At 69.8% G+C, this 18,646-nt stretch carries 13 protein-coding genes; 12 read left to right on the top strand and 1 reads right to left on the bottom strand.

Features of this window, described 5'->3' with window-relative positions:
* Positions 1 to 4 precede the first annotated feature (4 nt).
* The 11 genes from AB0N03_RS24325 (at position 5) to AB0N03_RS24275 (ending at position 15,980) form a co-directional block, all read left to right on the top strand.
* Positions 5 to 1,498: a sugar ABC transporter ATP-binding protein gene (locus AB0N03_RS24325; protein WP_364376277.1), complete on the top strand. Its 1,494-nt coding sequence runs from the start codon at positions 5 to 7 to the stop codon at positions 1,496 to 1,498.
* On the top strand, positions 1,495 to 2,538 hold the full coding sequence (locus AB0N03_RS24320; protein ID WP_364375871.1) for an ABC transporter permease: 1,044 nt from the start codon (positions 1,495 to 1,497) through the stop codon (positions 2,536 to 2,538). The genes AB0N03_RS24325 and AB0N03_RS24320 overlap by 4 nt, the downstream gene beginning before the upstream one ends.
* Positions 2,535 to 3,518: a galactofuranose ABC transporter, permease protein YjfF gene (yjfF, locus tag AB0N03_RS24315; protein ID WP_364375868.1), complete on the top strand. Its 984-nt coding sequence runs from the start codon at positions 2,535 to 2,537 to the stop codon at positions 3,516 to 3,518. Before AB0N03_RS24320 ends, yjfF begins: the two co-directional genes overlap by 4 nt.
* A 29-nt stretch (positions 3,519 to 3,547) precedes the next feature.
* A complete protein-coding gene (locus AB0N03_RS24310) occupies positions 3,548 to 7,360 on the top strand; it encodes a LamG-like jellyroll fold domain-containing protein (RefSeq protein ID WP_364375865.1) in 3,813 nt (1,270 codons plus the stop codon).
* Positions 7,361 to 7,431: 71 nt separating this feature from the next.
* The gene (gene araB / locus AB0N03_RS24305; RefSeq protein ID WP_364375862.1) at positions 7,432 to 9,069 is read left to right on the top strand and encodes a ribulokinase; all 1,638 of its coding nucleotides are present in this window, start codon (positions 7,432 to 7,434) and stop codon (positions 9,067 to 9,069) included.
* The gene (locus AB0N03_RS24300) at positions 9,069 to 9,746 is read left to right on the top strand and encodes an L-ribulose-5-phosphate 4-epimerase (RefSeq protein ID WP_364375859.1); all 678 of its coding nucleotides are present in this window, start codon (positions 9,069 to 9,071) and stop codon (positions 9,744 to 9,746) included. Before araB ends, AB0N03_RS24300 begins: the two co-directional genes overlap by 1 nt.
* Before the next feature lie 18 nt (positions 9,747 to 9,764).
* Positions 9,765 to 11,264, top strand: coding sequence for an L-arabinose isomerase (gene araA / locus AB0N03_RS24295; protein ID WP_364375856.1), 1,500 nt, complete (start codon positions 9,765 to 9,767; stop codon positions 11,262 to 11,264).
* Between the two features lie 30 nt (positions 11,265 to 11,294).
* Entirely contained in the window at positions 11,295 to 12,398 is a 1,104-nt protein-coding gene (chvE, locus tag AB0N03_RS24290) for a multiple monosaccharide ABC transporter substrate-binding protein (protein WP_364375854.1), read from the top strand.
* Positions 12,395 to 13,915 (top strand): multiple monosaccharide ABC transporter ATP-binding protein, encoded by a 1,521-nt coding sequence (mmsA, locus tag AB0N03_RS24285; RefSeq protein ID WP_364375852.1) that lies wholly within the window; start codon positions 12,395 to 12,397, stop codon positions 13,913 to 13,915. The genes chvE and mmsA overlap by 4 nt, the downstream gene beginning before the upstream one ends.
* Positions 13,912 to 15,132, top strand: coding sequence for a multiple monosaccharide ABC transporter permease (mmsB, locus tag AB0N03_RS24280; protein ID WP_364375850.1), 1,221 nt, complete (start codon positions 13,912 to 13,914; stop codon positions 15,130 to 15,132). The genes mmsA and mmsB overlap by 4 nt, the downstream gene beginning before the upstream one ends.
* Before the next feature lie 155 nt (positions 15,133 to 15,287).
* The gene (locus AB0N03_RS24275; RefSeq protein WP_364375847.1) at positions 15,288 to 15,980 is read left to right on the top strand and encodes a hypothetical protein; all 693 of its coding nucleotides are present in this window, start codon (positions 15,288 to 15,290) and stop codon (positions 15,978 to 15,980) included.
* 6 nt (positions 15,981 to 15,986) lie between these two features.
* Here AB0N03_RS24275 and AB0N03_RS24270 read toward each other — a convergent pair whose 3' ends face one another.
* Complete coding sequence (locus AB0N03_RS24270; protein ID WP_364375845.1) at positions 15,987 to 17,426, bottom strand: DUF1996 domain-containing protein; 1,440 nt, start codon at positions 17,424 to 17,426, stop codon at positions 15,987 to 15,989.
* Between the two features lie 253 nt (positions 17,427 to 17,679).
* Here AB0N03_RS24270 and AB0N03_RS24265 point away from each other — a divergent pair, with 253 nt between their 5' ends.
* Positions 17,680 to 18,495, top strand: a complete 816-nt coding sequence (locus AB0N03_RS24265; RefSeq protein ID WP_364375842.1) for a substrate-binding domain-containing protein — start codon at positions 17,680 to 17,682, stop codon at positions 18,493 to 18,495.
* Positions 18,496 to 18,646 lie beyond the last annotated feature (151 nt).

The following is an 18,646-nucleotide window of genomic DNA, read 5'->3' as shown; positions in this document are numbered from 1 at the left end:
CACCATGACCGGCATCCGCAAGGAGTTCCCCGGCGTCCTCGCCCTCGACGGCGTCGACTTCCGCCTGTTCCCGGGCGAGGTCCACGCGCTGATGGGGGAGAACGGCGCCGGCAAGTCCACCCTGATCAAGGTGCTGACCGGGGTGTACGGGGTGGACGCGGGCACGACCACCCTCGCCGGGACCGCCGTCGCCTTCGGCGGCCCCGGCGAGGCCCAGCAGGCCGGCGTCAGCACGGTCTACCAGGAGGTCAACCTCTGCCCGAACCTGTCCGTGGCGGAGAACGTCTGCCTCGGCCGGGAACCCCGCCGCTTCGGCCGCATCCAATGGGGTCCGATGCGGCGGCGGGCCGAGGAGCTCCTCGCCCGGCTGGACGTCCACGTGGACGTCTCGGCCGAGCTGAGCACCTGCTCGATCGCCGTCCAGCAGCTGGTCGCGATCGCCCGCGCCCTCGACGTCGAGGCGCGGGTCCTCGTGCTCGACGAGCCGACGTCCAGTTTGGACACCGGCGAGGTCGAACAGCTGCTGAAGGTCGTGCGGTCCCTGCGCGAGCAGGGACTGGCGATCCTGTTCGTCTCCCACTTCATCGACCAGGTCTTCGCCGTCGCCGACCGGATGACCGTGCTGCGCAACGGAAAACTGATCGGCGAGTACCGCACGGCGGACATCACGCCCGTCGAGCTGGTCACCAAGATGATCGGCAAGGAACTGCAGGTCCTGGAGACGCTGGAGGACTCCGGGCCGACCCGCGCCGAGGTCGCCGGCGCGCCGGTGCTGCTGTCCGCCGAGGACCTCGGCCGCAAGGGCGGCGTCGAGCCGTTCAGCCTCGACATCCACGCCGGTGAAGTCGTCGGGCTGGCCGGCCTGCTCGGCTCCGGGCGCACCGAGCTCGCCCGGCTGCTCTTCGGCGCCGACCACGCCGACACCGGGTCCGTGAAGATCGACGGCAACGCCACGTCGCTGCGGACCCCGCGCGCCGGGCTCGACCACCGGATCGCGTTCCTCTCGGAGAACCGCAAGTCCGAGGGGCTCGTCGAGGAGCTGACCGTCCGGGAGAACATCGTCCTCGCGCTCCAGGCCTCACGCGGCTGGGCGCGGCCGCTGTCGCGCCGCCGTCAGGACGAGATCGCGCGGAAGTACATCAAGACGCTCGACATCCGCCCCGCCGACCCGGAAGCCCTGGTCGGCAACCTCTCCGGCGGCAACCAGCAGAAGGTGCTGCTGGCCCGCTGGCTCATCACCGAGCCGCGGCTGCTCATCCTCGACGAGCCGACCCGCGGCATCGACATCGGCGCCAAGACGGAGATCCAGCGGCTGGTCACCCAGCTCTCGGCCGACGGGATGGCCGTCGTCTACATCTCCGCCGAGCTGGAGGAGGTGCTCCGGCTGAGCCACCGCGTCGTGGTGCTGCGCGACCGGAAAGTGGTGGCGAAGCGCGAAAACCAGGGACTCACCGCGGACGACGTCATGGCCACGATGGCCGAAGGGGTGCAGGCATGACCGGCTTGACGAAGAAGCGGCTCTTCTGGCCCGTGGTGGCGTTGCTGGTGCTGCTGCTGGGCGACCTCATCGCGAGCCCGTCGTTCTTCAAGATCGAGCTCCGGGACGGCCACCTCTACGGGAACCTCGTCGACATCCTGAAGAACGGCGCCCCGCTGATCCTCATCGCGATCGGCATGACGCTCGTCATCGCCACCCGCGGCATCGATCTGTCGGTGGGCGCGGTCGTCGCGATCAGCGGATCGCTGGCCTGCCTCTGGATCGCCGACCACCCCGACGGCTTGGGCGCGACGCTCGTCGCGGTCGGGCTGGCGCTGGGGCTGTCCCTGGTGCTCGGGGTGTGGAACGGCTGGCTCGTCGCCGCATTGGGCATCCAGCCGATCATCGCCACGCTCATCCTGATGGTCGCCGGGCGGGGGATCGCGCAGCTGATCTCCGGCGGGCAGATCATCACGATCAATTCCGCCCCGTACGAATGGATCGGCAGCGGGTTCGTGCTGACCCTGCCGAGCGCGATCCTCATCGCCCTGGCCGTGTTCGTGCTCGCGTCGCTGCTGGTCCGCCGCTCGGCCCTCGGCCTGCTCGTCGAGGCCGTCGGCGGCAACCCGGAGGCCAGCCGGCTGGCCGGGCTACGGTCGGCCCGGCTGACCTGGCTCGTCTACGTCTTCTGCGCCCTGTGCGCGGGCATCGCCGGGCTGATGATCAGCGCGAACGTGCACAGCGCCGACGCCAACCACGCCGGGCTGTTCATCGAACTCGACGCGATCCTCGCCGTCGTCGTCGGCGGCACGCAGCTGACCGGCGGCCGGTTCTCCGTGGGTGGCGCGGTGATCGGCGCGCTGCTCATCCAGACGTTGACGACCACCGTCTACGCCCTCGGCATCCCACCCGAGGCGATCATGCTGTTCAAGGCCGTGGTCGTGCTGGCGGTGTGCCTGCTGCAGTCGCCCGCGTTCCGCCGCAGGCTCCGGCGCCGCCCGCCCCGGCCCGGGCAGCCGGCTCCCGCACCCGCTCCGGAGAAGGTGGAGGTCACGGCATGACCACGCTCACCCGCATCAAGGGCTACCGGCCCCAGCAGCGGCACCTCCCGATCCTCGCCACGATGGCGCTACTCATCGGGGCGTACATCTTCGGCGCGTCCAGCTATGACGCGTTCGGCTCCGGGCAGGTCGTGCTGGACCTGTTCATCAACAACGCCTTCCTGCTCGTGGTCGCGGTCGGGATGACGTTCGTGATCCTGACCGGCGGCATCGACCTGTCCGTCGGGTCGGTGGTCGCCCTGTCCACGGTGATCTCCGGTGACCTGCTGCAGAAGCACGGCTGGCCCGCGTACGCGGCGATCGCGGTGGTGCTGGTGGTCGGGGCGCTGCTCGGCGCCGGGATGGGCGCGCTCATCCACTTCTTCGAGATCCAGCCGTTCATCGCGACGCTGATCGGGATGTTCTTCGCCCGCGGGCTCTGCTACACGATCAGCACCGAGGCCTACTCGATCGACAACGCGACGATCGCCACCCTCGCCCAGACGCAGATCCCGCTCGGCGGGGAGCTGCACATCTCGATCAGCGTGGTCGCCGCCCTGGTCGTCGTCGCCGTCGCGGTCTACGTGCTCGCGTTCACGCGGTTCGGCCGCACCGTCTACTCGATCGGCGGCAACGCGCAGTCGGCGATGCTGATGGGCCTCAAGACCGGGCGCACGAAGATCGCGGTCTACACGATCAGCGGGTTCTGCTCGGCCCTCGGCGGGCTGCTCCTGGTGCTGTACAAGTCTTCCGGCGACCCGCTCAACGGCGTCGGCCTCGAATTGACCGCGATCGCCGCGGTGGTCATCGGCGGCACCATCCTCACCGGCGGCTCCGGCTACGTGCTGGGCACCGTGCTCGGGATCATGGTGCTGGGCATCATCCAGACGCTGATCACCTTCGACGGCACCCTCAACTCCTGGTGGACCTCGATCATCACCGGGGCCCTCCTGTTCGTCTTCATCGTCCTGCAACGCCTCGTGACCCGACGGACACGATGACTGTGAGCGCTCACACTCGAAGGAGAGTCATGCTCCACAGATTCCGGCGTTCCCTGGCCGTGCTCGCGGCCCTGACCCTGTTCTCGGCAATACCCGTGACCGCCGCCGACGCGGCCGACGCCGGCCCGGCACTGGCCGGGCACTGGACGTTCGACGAAGGCAGCGGCACGACGGCCGCCGACACCGCGGGGGAGCACCCGGCCACCCTGAACTCCGGCGCGGGCTGGGGCCCCGGCATCCGCGGCGGCGCCCTGACCACCGACGGCGCGAGCGGTTTTGCCGACGCCGGCGCGCCCGTGCTGGACACCACCCGGAGCTTCTCCGTCAGCAGCTGGGTCAAGCTCGACAAGATCTCGGGCTACCAGACGTTCGTGAGCATCGACGGAAACCAGGTCAGCAACTTCTTCCTGCAGTTCCGCGACGACTCCCGCCGGTTCGCCTTCACCCGTCTCGCCGGAGACGCGCCCGCCGACGGCGTCGTCGCCTCGGCGAATTTCGACCCGGTCGTGAACCAGTGGTACCAGCTCACCGGCGTGTTCGACGCGGCCGCGTCGACGCTGGCCCTCTACGTAGACGGCACCCGGCAGGCGACTGTGTCCGCGCCCGCCGGCTGGGCCGGCCCCGGCCACCTGGTGATCGGCCGCGGCAAGTACGGCGGCAACCCGGTGGACTACGTCGACGGCACGATCGACGACGTCCGCGCCTACCGCGGCGCGCTGACCGCGGCCGACGCCGCCCGCTTGGCCATCGCCGGGCACTGGACCCTCGACGAAGGCACCGGCACCACGGCGGCCGACGACTCCCTCGACGGCCGCACCGCCACCCTGACCGGCGGCGCCACCTGGGGCGACGGCGTCGTCGGCCCGCACGGCGTGGCGCTCAACGGCACCGACGCCGCGGTCGACGTTCCGGCCCCGGTCGTCGACACCGCGCAGAGCTTCTCGGTATCCGCGTGGGTCAAGCCGGCCGCGGCCACCGGCTTCCGGACCGCCGTCAGCGTCGACGGCGCGGCGATCAGCGGGTTCTACCTCCAGCGCACGGCCGACGGCCGGTTCGCCTTCACCCGCCGTGCCTCCGACGGCGACTCGGCGTCGTCCTCGGCCCTGTCGACCCTGCCCGCGCAAGTCGACCAGTGGCAGCACGTCGTCGGCGTCTACAACCGCGCGGCCGGGACGCTTTCCCTGTACGTCAACGGAACCCTGCAGCAGAGCGTCCCGTTCACCACGCCGTGGACCGCGGCCGGGCACCTGGTCATCGGGCGCGGCAAGTGGGCCGGCAGCCCGGCCGACTGGTTCGCCGGGGGCGTGGACGACGTCCGCGCGTACCCGACGCCGCTGACCGCGCCCGCCATCGCCGCACTGGCCGCGAGCGGGTCGTGGCACTTCGACGAGGGCGCCGGCACCGTTGCGCGCGACTCGTCGGCGAACGCGGCCGACGGCACACTGAACGGCGCGACCTGGACCGCGGGCGCGGCGGGCAAGGCCGTCCAGCTCGACGGCAAGTCCACTGTGGACATGGGAACCTCGCCCGCGTTCGACACGGGCACCGGCTCGCTGTCCCTGGCCGCGTGGTTCCGCACGGCGTCGGACGGCACGCTCGTCGACCACGGCGACGGCTACGCCCTCGGCGTGGCCGGCGGCAAGCTCACCGCCCGCGTCGGCACAATCCAGGTGACCGCGAACGGCGGCGGCCTGGCCGACGGCAACTGGCACCACGCCGCCGTGGTCCTCGACCGCGCTTCGCAGCGGCTCACCGTCTACGCCGACGGCGACGCGGCCGCGGTCACCAGCACCTGCGGCACGCCGACGGGCACGACCTTGGACGTCTCCGCCTGCCCGGCGTCCGGGACCAGCACGGCCGCCTTCACCGTCGGATCCGGGTTCACCGGCGCGGTCGACGAGGTCGAACTGCGCCGCTTCCCGCTCACTGCCGCGCAGATCGGCACCCTGGCGGGAGCGAACCAGCTGGCGGTGGACGCCAACGTCGTCCGCGCCAACACCCGCCCGACCACCTACGGCTCGATCCTCGAGGACATCAGCCACTCCGTCGAAGGCGGGCTGTACGCCGAGCTGGTCCGCAACCGCACCTTCAAGGAGGCCTACCAGCGCGGCAGCGGCGCGGGCGACACCCCGGTCCCGTACTGGTCGCTGCTCACCTCGGCGGGCGCGACCGGCACGTACGCGATCGACACCGCCACCCCGCTCAACACCGCCTTCGACCGGTCGCTGAAGCTGCGCGCCGACACCGTCCCGGCCGGTGGACGCGTGGCCGCCGCCAACGTCGGCTACTACGGCGTCGCCGCGAAACCGTCCACTAAGTACACCGGCAGCTTCTTCGCGAAGGGAACGTGGACCGGCGCGGTCCGCGTCAGCCTGGAGAAGCCGGACGGCACCGTGCTGGCGAGAAAGGACGTCCAGCCGGTCGGCGCGAGCTGGGCGCAGCAGACGTTCAGCTTCACCACGCCATCGACGATCACCACGTCCACGGACAACCGGATCGTCGTGTCCCTGGTGAACAAGGAGAAGAAGGCACTCGCCGGAGACGCCTGGTTCCAGCAGGTGTCGCTGTTCCCGCCGACCTTCAAAAACCACGGCGTCCGCCTGGACCTCGGGCAGAAGCTCGCCGCGATGAAGCTCGGCCTGTTCCGCGTCCCCGGCGGCAACTACCTCGAAGGCAACACCCTCGACACGCGCTTCGCGTGGAAGAACACCATCGGCAAGCAGGAAGAGCGGCCCGGACACCAGAACACGGCGTGGGGCTACTGGTCCACCGACGGCTTCGGCATCCTCGACTACCTCAAGCTGTCCGAGGACATCGGCGCCCAGCCGCTGCTCGCTCTGTTCGCCGGCTACACCCTCAACGGGCAACACGTCGACCAGGCCGACTACCCGCAGTACGTCCAGGAGGCCCTCGACGAGATCGAGTACGCCATCGGCGACGCCTCCACGACGTGGGGCGCGAAGCGGATCGCCGACGGGCACCCGGCCGCGTTCGACCTGCACTACGTCGAGGTCGGCAACGAGGACTGGTTCGACGGCTCGGGCAGCTACGCCTGGCGCTTCACCGACATGTACAACGCGATCAAGGCGAAGTACCCGCAGCTGACGGTCATCGCCACGACCGGCGGACTGCAGGGCGGCGCCGCGTCGAGCACCTCGACCGGCGTGCGCCCGGACGCCGCGGACGACCACTACTACCAGTCGCCGCAGTGGTTCACCGACAACTCGACCCGCTACGACACCGCCGACCGGTCCGGCCCGGACATCCTCGTCGGCGAGTACGGCGCCCAGGACGGCCGGCCCACCGGCACCCTGGCCGCCGCCGTCGGCGAGGCCGCGTTCCTCACCGGGCTCGAACGCAACAGCGACGTCGTCATCGGCTCGATGTACGCGCCGGTGCTGGTGCACGAAAACCAGTCCAACTGGCCGGTCAACCTGATCGGCTTCGACGCCGGGAGCAGCTACGGCTCGCCGTCCTACTGGGTGCAGCAGATGTTCTCCAGCACGCTCGGCAAGCAGATCGTGACCAGCCGCCTCAACCAGGGCAGCCCGCTGCGCCAGGTGGTGAACGTGACCACCAAGGGCGGCAAGAAGACCTTCACCGTCAAGCTCGTCAACCCGACCGGCCAGGTGCAGACCGCGCGGCTGGCGCTCACCGGCGTCACCGCGGTCGACGGCACCGGGACGCTCACCACGCTCACCGGCGACCCGGCGGGGCGCAACAGCCTCGCCGCGCCGACCGCCATCGTGCCGCAGACCAGGGAGATCACCGGGCTGGCGGCGACGTCGAAGCTGACGTTGCCCGCCAACTCCGTGACGACGCTCGTCATCACCGGCCGCTAGAACCCTGGGGCGCGGCGCGTCCACCGCCGCCCGCGCCGCGCCCCGGTACCAACCAGGAGGGAGAGGACACCGTGGCAGAACCACTCACCGTCGGCGTCGACTTCGGCACGCTGTCGGGCCGCGCGGTGGTCGTGCGGGTCCGGGACGGGGCCGAGCTCGGCTCCGCCGTTTTCGAGTACCCGCACGGGGTGCTCGACGAGACGCTGCCCGCCACCGGCCGCGCCCTGCCGCCGGACTGGGCGCTGCAGGTGCCCGCGGACTACGTCGGAGTGCTCCGCAACGCCGTACCGGCGGCGCTGCGGGACGCGGGCGCCGACGGGCGCGACGTCGTCGGCGTCGGCACCGACTTCACCGCGTGCACCATGGTTCCGACGACCGTCGACGGCACGCCGCTGTGCGAGCTGCCCGAGTTCGAAGGCAACCCGCACGCCTACGTCAAGCTGTGGAAGCACCACTCGGCCCAGCCGCAGGCCGTGCGGATCAACGAGCTGGCCCGCGCCCGCGGCGAGAAGTGGCTGCCGCGCTACGGCGGGCTGATCTCCTCGGAGTGGGAGTTCGCCAAGGGGCTCGAGGTCTTCGAAGAGGCCCCGGACGTCTACGCGGCGATGCGGCACTGGGTCGAGGCGGCCGACTGGATCGTCTGGCAGCTGACCGGGGTGTACGTCCGCAACGCCTGCACGGCCGGGTACAAGGGCATCCTGCAGGACGGCCAGTACCCGAGCCGCGACTTCCTCCACGAGCTCGCGCCGGGCTTCGAGTCCTTCGTGGCCGACAAGCTCGAACACCCCCTCGGACAGCTGGGCGCCCGCGCCGGCTCCCTGTCCGCCGAGGCCGCGGCCTGGACCGGGCTGCCCGAAGGCATCGCGGTCGCCGTCGGCAACGTCGACGCGCACGTGACCGCGCCCGCGGCGAACGCGGTCGAGCCCGGCCAGATGGTCGCGATCATGGGCACCTCGACCTGCCACGTCATGAACGGCGCCGAACTGCACGAGGTCCCCGGCATGTGCGGGGTCGTCGACGGCGGGATCGTCCCCGGGCTCTGGGGCTACGAAGCCGGGCAGAGCGGCGTCGGCGACATCTTCGGCTGGTTCGCCGAACACGGCGTCCCGGCGTCCTACGAAGGCCACGAGCAGCTGACGCGCCTGGCCGCGCAGCAGGAGATCGGCGAACACGGGCTCGTCGCGCTGGACTGGCACAGCGGCAACCGGTCGGTACTCGTCGACCACGAGCTGTCCGGTGTCATCGTCGGGCAGACCCTGGCCACCCGCGCCGAGGACACCTACCGCGCCCTGCTCGAAGCCACGGCCTTCGGCACCCGCAAGATCGTCGAGACGTTCGGCGAGGCCGGCGTCCCGGTCACCGAGCTGATCATCGCGGGCGGCCTGGTCAAGAACGCGCTGCTCATGCAGATCTACGCCGACGTCACGAACCTCCCGCTGTCGGTCATCGGCTCCGACCAGGGACCGGCGCTGGGTTCGGCCATCCACGCGGCCGTCGCCGCCGGGGCCCACCCGGACATCCGCGTGGCCGCCGCGGCGATGGGCTCGGTCCAGCGCGCGGTCTACCAGCCGGTGCCCGCGCACGTCGCCGCCTACGACGAGCTGTACGCCGAATACACGACGTTGCACGACTACTTCGGCCGTGGCGCCAACGATGTCATGCACCGTCTCGCGGCCCGCCGCCGAGCTGTTGCGAAAGGACGGTCCTGATGTCGCTGACCGGTGAAGTCCTCGACACCGTCGCCGAACTCCGGGAGACCGTGGCGAACCTCCACGGCGAGCTGACCCGCAACGCGCTGGTCATCTGGACCGCGGGCAACGTCTCGGCCCGGGTCCCGGGCCGTGAGCTGATGGTCATCAAGCCCTCGGGCGTGTCCTACGACGACCTGTCCGCCGACACGATGGTCGTCACCGACCTGCACGGCGAGCTGGTGCACGGCGACCTGGCGCCGTCGTCGGACACCGCCGCGCACGCCTACGTCTACCGGCACCTGCCCGAGATCGGCGGGGTCGTCCACACGCATTCGACGTACGCCACCGCGTGGGCCGCGCGCGGTGAGCCGATCCCGTGCGTGCTCACGATGATCGCCGACGAGTTCGGCGGGGAAGTCCCGGTCGGGCCGTTCGCCCTGATCGGCGACGACTCCATCGGCCGCGGCATCGTCGAAACGCTGCGCACGAGCCGCTCCAAGGCCGTGCTGATGCGCAACCACGGCCCGTTCACCGTCGGCCGCACGGCGCGTGACGCGGTCAAGGCCGCGGTGCTGGTCGAGGACGTCGCCCGCACCGTGCACAAGGCCTTCGAGCTCGGCACCCCGGAACCCCTCCCACCCGAGGACGTCGACCGGCTCTACGCCCGGTACCAGAACGTCTACGGCCAGCACTGAAACGTTTCTAGGAGAACGATGACCCGCGCGTCGAAACCCCAGCTCTGGTTCCTCACCGGCAGCCAGGCCCTCTACGGCGAGGAGACCCTCGAGCAGGTCGCCGGCCAGTCCCTGCGCATCCAGCAGCTCCTGGCCGCTTCGGGCGGGCTCCCGGCCGAGATCGTCGGCAAGCCGGTGCTGACCGAAGGTTCGTCGATCCGGCGGGTCCTGCAGGAGGCCAACGCCGACGCCGCCTGCGTCGGCGTGATCGCGTGGATGCACACCTTCTCGCCCGCGAAGATGTGGATCACCGGGCTGGACGCGCTGCGCAAGCCGCTGCTGCACCTGCACACCCAGCTCAACGAGGCACTCCCGTGGTCCACCATCGACATGGACTTCATGAACCTCAACCAGGCCGCGCACGGCGACCGTGAGTTCGGGTTCATCCAGACGCGCCTCGGCGTCCCGCGCAAGACGGTCGCCGGGCACGTCTCCGACCCGGTCGTCGTCGCGCGGATCGACGCGTGGGCCCGGGCCGCGATCGGCGCCGACCACCTGCGCAACCTGCGGCTCGCCCGATTCGGCGACAACATGCGCGACGTCGCCGTCACCGAGGGGGACAAGGTCGAGGCGGAGCTGCGGTTCGGCGTCTCGGTCAACACGTACGGCGTCAACGACCTGGTCGAGCTGGTCGAAGAAATATCCGATGTGGACTCGCTCGTCGCGCAGTACGCCGAGGATTACCACGTTGTCGCGGAGCTGGCCGCCGGGGGAGCGCGGCACGAGTCGCTGCGCTACGCGGCGAAGATCGAAGCCGGGCTGCGGAAGTTCCTCACCGACGGCGGGTTCGGCGCGTTCACCACGAACTTCGAGGACCTCGGCGGCCTGCGCCAGCTGCCCGGGCTCGCGGTCCAGCGGCTGATGGCCGACGGCTACGGTTTCGGCGGCGAGGGTGACTGGAAGACGTCCGCGCTGCTGGCCGCGGTCAAGGCGATGGGCGTGGGTGCCGAGCGGGGCACGTCGTTCATGGAGGACTACACCTACCACTTCGGGCCGGGCACGCCGAAGATCCTCGGCGCGCACATGCTCGAGGTCTGCCCGAGCATCGCCGCCGCGAAGCCGTCGTGCGAGATCCACCCGCTCGGCATCGGCGGTCGCGAGGACCCGGTGCGGCTGGTGTTCGACGCCGCGCCCGGCCCCGGCGTCACCCTCGGCCTGGTCGACCTCGGCGACCGGTTCCGGCTGGTGGCCAACGAGATCGAGGTCGTCGCGCCGGACGAGCCGCTGCCGAACCTGCCCGTGGCCCGGGCGGTGTGGGAGCCGGCGCCGTCCCTGTCGACGTCCGCCGAGTCGTGGATCACCGCGGGCGGCCCGCACCACACCGTGCTCACCCAGGCCGTGGGCACCGAAACCCTTCGCGACTTCGCGAACCTGCTCGGCGTCGAGCTGCTGGTGATCGACAAGGACACCACGCCGCACGGCTTCGCCGACCGCATCCGCTGGAACCAGGCGTACCACCGCCTCGCCCAGGGCTTCTGACCCAGGCTTCTGAGAAAGGAAGAAAGAACAATGAAGTTCACCAGAACACTCGCGGGGATCGCCGCCGCGGGACTCGTGCTGACGCTGTCGGCGTGCGGCTCGAGCCAGAAGACCGCGGACCAGGCGGCACCGTCCGGCGCGAGCGCGGCGGGCAGCCTGGTCGGCGTCACCATGCCGACGAAGTCGTCGGAGCGCTGGATCCACGACGGCGACAACATCAAGTCGGCGCTGGAGAAGCTCGGGTACAAGGTCGACCTGCAGTACGCCGAGAACGACATCCCGACGCAGGTGAACCAGATCGAGAACCAGATCACCAAGGGCGCCAAGCTCCTGGTCGTCGCCTCGATCGACGGCACCGCCATCACCACGCAGCTGCAGGAGGCGGCCGACCGCAAGATCCCGGTCATCGCCTACGACCGGCTGATCCGCAACTCGCCCAACGTCGACTACTACGCGACCTTCGACAACTTCAAGGTCGGCGTCGAGCAGGCGAACTCGCTGGTCAAGGGCCTGGGCAACGGCCCGGGGCCGTTCAACGTCGAGCTGTTCGCCGGCTCGCCGGACGACAACAACGCGACGTTCTTCTTCAACGGCGCGATGTCCGTGCTCAAGCCGCTGCTGGACAGCGGCAAGCTGGTGGTCAAGAGCGGGCAGACCGACTTCGCCCGGGCGGCCATCCTGCGCTGGGACCCGGCCACCGCGCAGCGCCGCATGGAGGACCTGCTCACCAAGACCTACACCGGCGGCGCCAAGGTCGCCGGGGTCCTTTCGCCGTACGACGGCCTGTCGATCGGCATCCTCTCGGCGCTGAAGAGCAACGGCTACGGCTCCGCCGGCCAGCCGTACCCGATCGTCACCGGGCAGGACGCCGAGGTCGCCTCGGTCAAGTCCATCATCGCCGGTGAGCAGTACTCGACGATCTTCAAGGACACCCGCATCCTCGCCGACACCACGGTGAAGATGGCCGACGCGGTCCTCAAGGGCGGCAAGCCCGAGGTCAACAACACCACCGACTACGAGAACGGCAAGAAGGTCGTCCCGTCGTTCCTGCTGCAGCCGGTGACCGTCGACAAGGCCAACTACCAGAAGGAACTCGTCGACTCGGGCTACTACACGGCAGGTCAGCTGAAATGACCGAACTGCTCGGCATGCGCGGGATCACCAAGACCTTCCCCGGGGTCAAGGCGCTGTCGGACGTCACGCTTTCCGTGAACAGCGGCGAGATCCACGCGATCTGCGGGGAGAACGGCGCCGGGAAGTCCACCTTGATGAAGGTGCTCTCCGGCGTCTACCCGCACGGGACGTACGACGGTGAGATCCACTTCGACGGGCAGCGGTGTGAGTTCGGTTCGGTGCGCGACAGCGAGCGGCACGGAATCGTGATCATCCACCAGGAGCTCGCGCTGTGCGGGCAGCTCTCGATAGCCGAGAACATCTTCCTCGGCAACGAACGCGGCAAGCGGGGCTGGATCGACTGGAACCGCACCAACCACGAGGCCGGCGCGCTGCTCAAGCGCGTCGGCCTCGCCGAAAACCCGGTCACCCCGGTGCGGGACCTCGGCGTCGGCAAGCAGCAGCTCGTCGAGATCGCCAAGGCACTGTCCAAAGAGGTCCGGCTGCTGATCCTCGACGAACCCACCGCGGCGCTCAACGACGAGGACTCGGCGCACCTGCTGGACCTGCTGCGCGGACTGCGCGCCGACGGCGTGACGTGCGTGATCATCTCGCACAAGCTCGGCGAGGTGACCGCAATCGCCGACACCGTCACGATCCTGCGCGACGGCCGCACGATCGACACCCTCGACGCGGCCGGCCTGACCGAGGAACGGATCATCACCGGGATGGTCGGCCGCGACCTCGAGCACCGGTTCCCGCCCCGGGAGCCGGACATCGGTGAAGAGGTGCTGCGGATCGAGGACTGGACCGTGCACAGCCCGACCCAGGCCGGCCGGGTCGTCGTCGACCACGCGTCGCTCTCGCTGCGGCGCGGGGAGATCGTCGGGCTCGCCGGGCTGATGGGCGCCGGCCGGACCGAGCTCGCGATGAGCGTGTTCGGCCGGTCCTACGGCAAGGACATCTCCGGGCGGATCGTCAAGCACGGGAAGGAGATCGACGTCCGGTCGGTGCGCGACGCCGTCCGCCACGGCATCGCGTACGCCACCGAGGACCGGAAGCGCTACGGGCTCAACCTGATCGAGGACATCCAGCGCAACGTGTCCGCGGCCGGGCTGGGCAAGCTGGCCAAGCGCGGCTGGGTCAACGAGCACGCCGAGCACGACACGGCCGTCGGGTTCCGCCGGGACCTGCGGATCAAGGCGCCGACCGTGCGCAGCGTGACCGGGAAGCTCTCCGGCGGCAACCAGCAGAAGGTCGTGCTGGCCAAGTGGATCTTCACCGACCCGGACGTGCTGATCCTCGACGAGCCGACCCGCGGCATCGACGTCGGCGCGAAGTTCGAGATCTACACGATCATCAACGAGCTGGCCGCGCAGGGGAAGGCCGTGCTGGTCATCTCCTCCGAGCTGCCGGAGCTGCTCGGGCTCTGCGACCGGATCTACGCGCTGTCGGCGGGGCGGATCACCGGCGAGGCGACCCGCGAACAAGCCACCCAGGAACTGCTCATGCAGTACATGACCAAGGAACGGCAATGACCACGACCGAAGCGCGGCCCGACGCGCCCCCGGCCGAGCGCTCCGCCCGGCGGATCTCGATCAACCCGCGCCAGAGCGGCATCTACGTCGCGTTCGCGCTGATCGTGGTCCTGTTCGAAGTGCTCACCGGCGGCGCGCTGCTGGAACCGCAGAACATCTCCAACATCATCGTGCAGAACTCGTACGTGCTGATCCTCGCGATCGGGATGATCCTGGTGATCATCTCCGGGCACATCGACCTGTCCGCCGGGTCGGTCGTCGCGATGACCGGCGCGGTGTCGGCGGTGCTGATGGTGAACTGGCACCTGCCGTGGTTCTGGGCGGTGCTGGCCACCCTCGTCGTCGGCGCGGCGATCGGCGCGTGGCAGGGCTACTGGGTCGCCTACTTCGGGATACCGGCGTTCATCGTGACGCTGGCCGGGATGCTGGCGTTCCGGGCGCTCACCCTGACGGTCCTGGGCAACCAGGGCATCGGCCCGTTCCCGGACACGATCCGCACGCTGTCCAACGGCTTCACCGACGGTTACCTGGGCAACATCGGCCTCGGCCCGCTCGGCGGCGCCGACGTGGTCTCGCTGCTCGCCGGCGTAGTCGCGGTGGCCGGGATCGCGTTCACCCAGTGGCGCAAGCGCTCGGCGCGCCTGGGCTACGGCCAGGACGTCGACCCGTTCGGCGTCTTCGTGCTGAAGATCGCCGGGATCGCGGTGCTGGTGCTCGCCCTGGTGGTGCAGCTCGCGCGGTTCAAGAACCTGCCGTGGGTGCTCCTCCTGCTGGCGGTGCTGGTGCTCGGCTACTCGCTGGTGGCCGGGAAGTCGGTGTTCGGCCGGCACATCTACGCCGTGGGCGGCAACCTGCAGGCCGCGACGCTTTCGGGCGTCAAGGTCAAGTCGGTGACGTTCTGGATCTTCGTCAACATGGGCGTGCTGGCGGCCCTGGCCGGCATCATCTTCGCGGGCCGGCTCAACCAGGCGGGCCCGACGGCCGGCGTGAACTTCGAGCTGGACGCGATCGCGGCGGCGTTCATCGGCGGCGCTGCGGTCCAGGGCGGCGTCGGCAAGGTGGTCGGCGCGATCACCGGCGGCCTGATCATGGCCGTGATCAACAACGGGATGTCCCTGATCGGCGCGCCGAGCGAGCGGGTGATGCTGGTGAAGGGCGTGGTCCTGCTGGCGGCCGTGGCGTACGACATCTGGACGAAACGCCGCGCGGCTTCCTGAGTTCCTCGTCGGAAGGGGCTTTCCCCGGTGGTCGGGGAAAGCCCCTTTCGCCTATTTCGAAGGAATTGTTTCTTCGAAGTTCTCGAATTGCTTGACCGCGCGGTAACGGGACGGTCATAGTCTTGGTGAATCCCTCACCCGTGGAGGACGTGACCATGCGCGAAGTCGTGCGTTCCCTTGTCGTTTCCCTGACTGTGGCCGCTTCGGTGGCCGCTTCGGCCGGCGTGGCGTCGGCGGCGACGTGGTCGTCTTCGGACCAATGGGCGACCTGGTCGAATGGGGGCTACACCATCCGCAACGACGTCTGGGGCAGCGGTGCCGGGTCGCAGACCATCTGGGCGAATTCGTATTCGAACTGGGGCGTCTGGGCCGATCATCCGAACACGGGCGGGGTGAAGTCGTACCCGCACGCGGCGAAGAACGTCGGCAAGAAGCTCAGTGCCCTCGGCCGGGTGTCGAGCAGTTTCTCCGTCACCCGCCCCGGCAGTGGTGCGTACGAGACCGCGTACGACATCTGGGCGGACAACAACGCCTACGAGACGATGCTGTGGATGGACAAGCAGGGTGCGGTGGGCCCGCTGGGCACGAAGCAGACCACCGCGACGGTCGGCGGGCACACCTGGGACGTCTACAAGGGATCCAACGGCTCGAACGCGGTCTTCTCGTTCGTGCGCACCTCGAACACCAACGCGGGCACGGTCGACGTCCTGGCCGTGCTGAACTGGATCCGTGCCCGCGGGTGGTTCGGCGACGTGACGCTCGGCGAAGTCCAGTTCGGCTTCGAGATCACCTCGTCCGCCGGTGGCCTGGACTTCGCCGCGAACAGCTATTCGGTCACGGTCTCCTGACGCCGGTCACTGCTTGCAGCGCTGGCCGGTGTTGATGCACTTGACGACCTGGTTCATCAGCCGCTGGCCCATGACGTTCGCGAAGTCGTCGTGGTCGGAGCGGGGGTTGTGCTTCTCCTCCGGGAAGGCGTCCACTTTGTACTGGCCCTTGACCTGGATGTCGTGCGGGATGTCGTAGACCAGCTTCATCACCAGCTGCGGCACGTTCTTGAACCCCTGCGGGCACTTGCCCTGCTGGTCGGCGAACACGATGTGCGTGCGGTGGTTCGTGCTGTCGATGTTCTTGCCGTCCCAGCAGTTCGGGAAGGCGTGGATCCGCTCGACCTTGCTGTTCGCCGGGCAGATCGGGTAGTGGTCGGTGAGCCGGTCCTCGAAGCCGGTGCAGGTCCAGCTGGGCCGGGCGTTGGCCGGGCCGTTGGTGCTCTGCTTGGCGTCGCCGTAGAGGATGCGGAGGAACTGCGGCATCGCGACGACCTTGTTCGCGCCGCCGCTGGTGAACGAGATGGTCGCGGACCGGACGCGCTGGATCTCGCCGTCGTTGCCGGCCACTTCGTTCTGGTCGTTGACGCCGGGCAGTTCAGCCGGCTGGCCGGTGCTGTTCTGGCCGCCGTTGTCGAGGCCGCCCTGGCCGTTCTGCTTGAGCACGCACGCCGCGAGCCCGCCCAGGTTCGTCGGCTTCGCGGCCCGGCGGCCGATCGCGATGGCGATCCGGTCGATCGTCGCGGCGCGCTTGTCCTTCAGTGGGCCCACCACGGCGTTCTGGATGTCCTGCGGGGTCTTCAGGTCGCCCTTGGCGATCCGCGCGTTCGCCTCGTCGATCTGCTTGTCGAGCAGGTCGAGGTTGCGGTTCACCTCGTCCATCGCCTGGTCCGGGACGTCGGGGAGCTTGCTGGCGACGTCCGGGCAGTCGACCTGGCTGCTCGCTTTGTCGGCCGCGCTGCCGGCACGGTCGGGCTGCGTGGCCGGCGGGTTCTCGTCCTCTTCGCCGGTGTCGATGCGGACGACGGGCCAGAAGTAGGCGGACTTGTCGCCGTTCTTGCAGGTGGTACCGGCCTTCGCCAGGCTCTTGTTGCTGGAGTCGGCGTTGGTGGAGAGGTTGCCGACGTAGTCGTGCAGGTGCTGGGCACCGTTCTTGACCCCGGGCTGGGCGATGAAGTTGTCGGGGTTGAAGTGCTGGTTCTCGTTGCGTCCGCAGTCCACGGTGAACGTGCCGCGTGCGCCCTTCCCCTGCAGCGCCTTGTTCACGTTAACACCGGAGGGCACCTTCGCGATGTCGAGGAAGAACGACGCGTCGGCGGGATCGGCGCTCGCTTCGCCGGTGCGCCCGGCGGTGGTCGCGACGACGATGCCGCCGACCGCGAGCGCGAGGGCGAGACCGCCGGTCGCGATCTTGGTGCGGCGGGTGATGCGATGTCTGCCCGTGGCGGGGGATGTTTTCCGGGGCATGGTCACCTTCTTCGGGTTTTCGGGCACAACGACGAAAGCGGCGTGCCCGATGGGAGACGCGCGGAACCCGGGGGGAGTGGCACCGCGGGGCGCGTTGATCGGGGAACCGCGCCTGGTGTCACTGGTTCCGGCACTGGCTGAAACGGCTCCCGCGAGGGGCCGGTTCACAGCCCGTCGCGCGCGTTACTATTTCGTTATTTATGGAAAGTGAAGGAAGTTCACGTCCGTTGGTGTGATCGTTAACATCGGGTGCATGCCCGTGGACGACGCAGGTCCCCTCCGCACACCGGTCCGGCGGGGCACGCTCGGCGTGATCGCCACGGGAACCGCCGCGTCGGGGCCGGTCCTGAACGGCCTGCGCGCGGCGGCGCGGGAACACGGGTACGCGCTCGTCGTCTTCAGCGTGCCGGGCCACGGCCGCTCCGCGGTGCCGGCCGCGGTGGCCGGCCTGCGACTGCAGGGCGTGGCGGGAATCATCCTGCTCGACCCGCACCTGTTCGCCGAGCCCCCGCCGGTCACCGCCGTCCCGCTCGTCCCGGCCGCGGCGGCCGATCAGTACGACGGCGCGAGACGGGCCACCGAGCACCTCCTCGACATCGGCCACCCGACGGTCTGGCACGTGGGCGGCCCGGAGGAAGCGCCGATCGCCCGCGCCCGCGAGCGCGGCTGGCGCGAGACCCTGGAGCGGCACGGCGCGGACGTACCGCCGGTGGTCCGCGGCGACTGGTCGGCCCGTTCCGGTTACCGGGCCGGGCAGTCGCTCGCCGTCGAGGTCCGGATGTGCGCGGTGTTCACGGCCAACGACCACATGGCCCTCGGGCTGCTCGCGGCGTTCGCCGAAGCGGGGGTCCGGGTCCCGCGCGACGCCCACGTCGTCGGCTTCGACGACGTCCCCGAGGCAGCGTACTTCGCGCCTCCGCTGACGACGGTCCGCCAGGACTTCGTCGCGGCGGGCCGGCAGACGCTGGCGGTGCTCGCCGCCCGGATCGACGGTCTCGCGGCGCCGGGCAGCGGAGCGGTCCGGGCCGAGCTGGTGGTGCGCGAAAGCAGCCGTCCGACCCGGTCGTGAGTGGCAAGCAGCGTCAGGGCGGACCAGGGCCTCGGCAAAGTCGCGTTGCCGGCCGGGACGTCATGAAAGGGTCGTTCATGACGCTGGACGACAGGAAAGAGTCGTTCATGACGTCGCCAACCCTCGCCGAACGTCGCGAATGACTCATTCG

Source organism: Amycolatopsis sp. NPDC051061 (assembly GCF_040682935.1).
Lineage (GTDB): Bacteria > Actinomycetota > Actinomycetes > Mycobacteriales > Pseudonocardiaceae > Amycolatopsis.
This window is presented reverse-complemented; position numbering and strand designations above follow the sequence as displayed.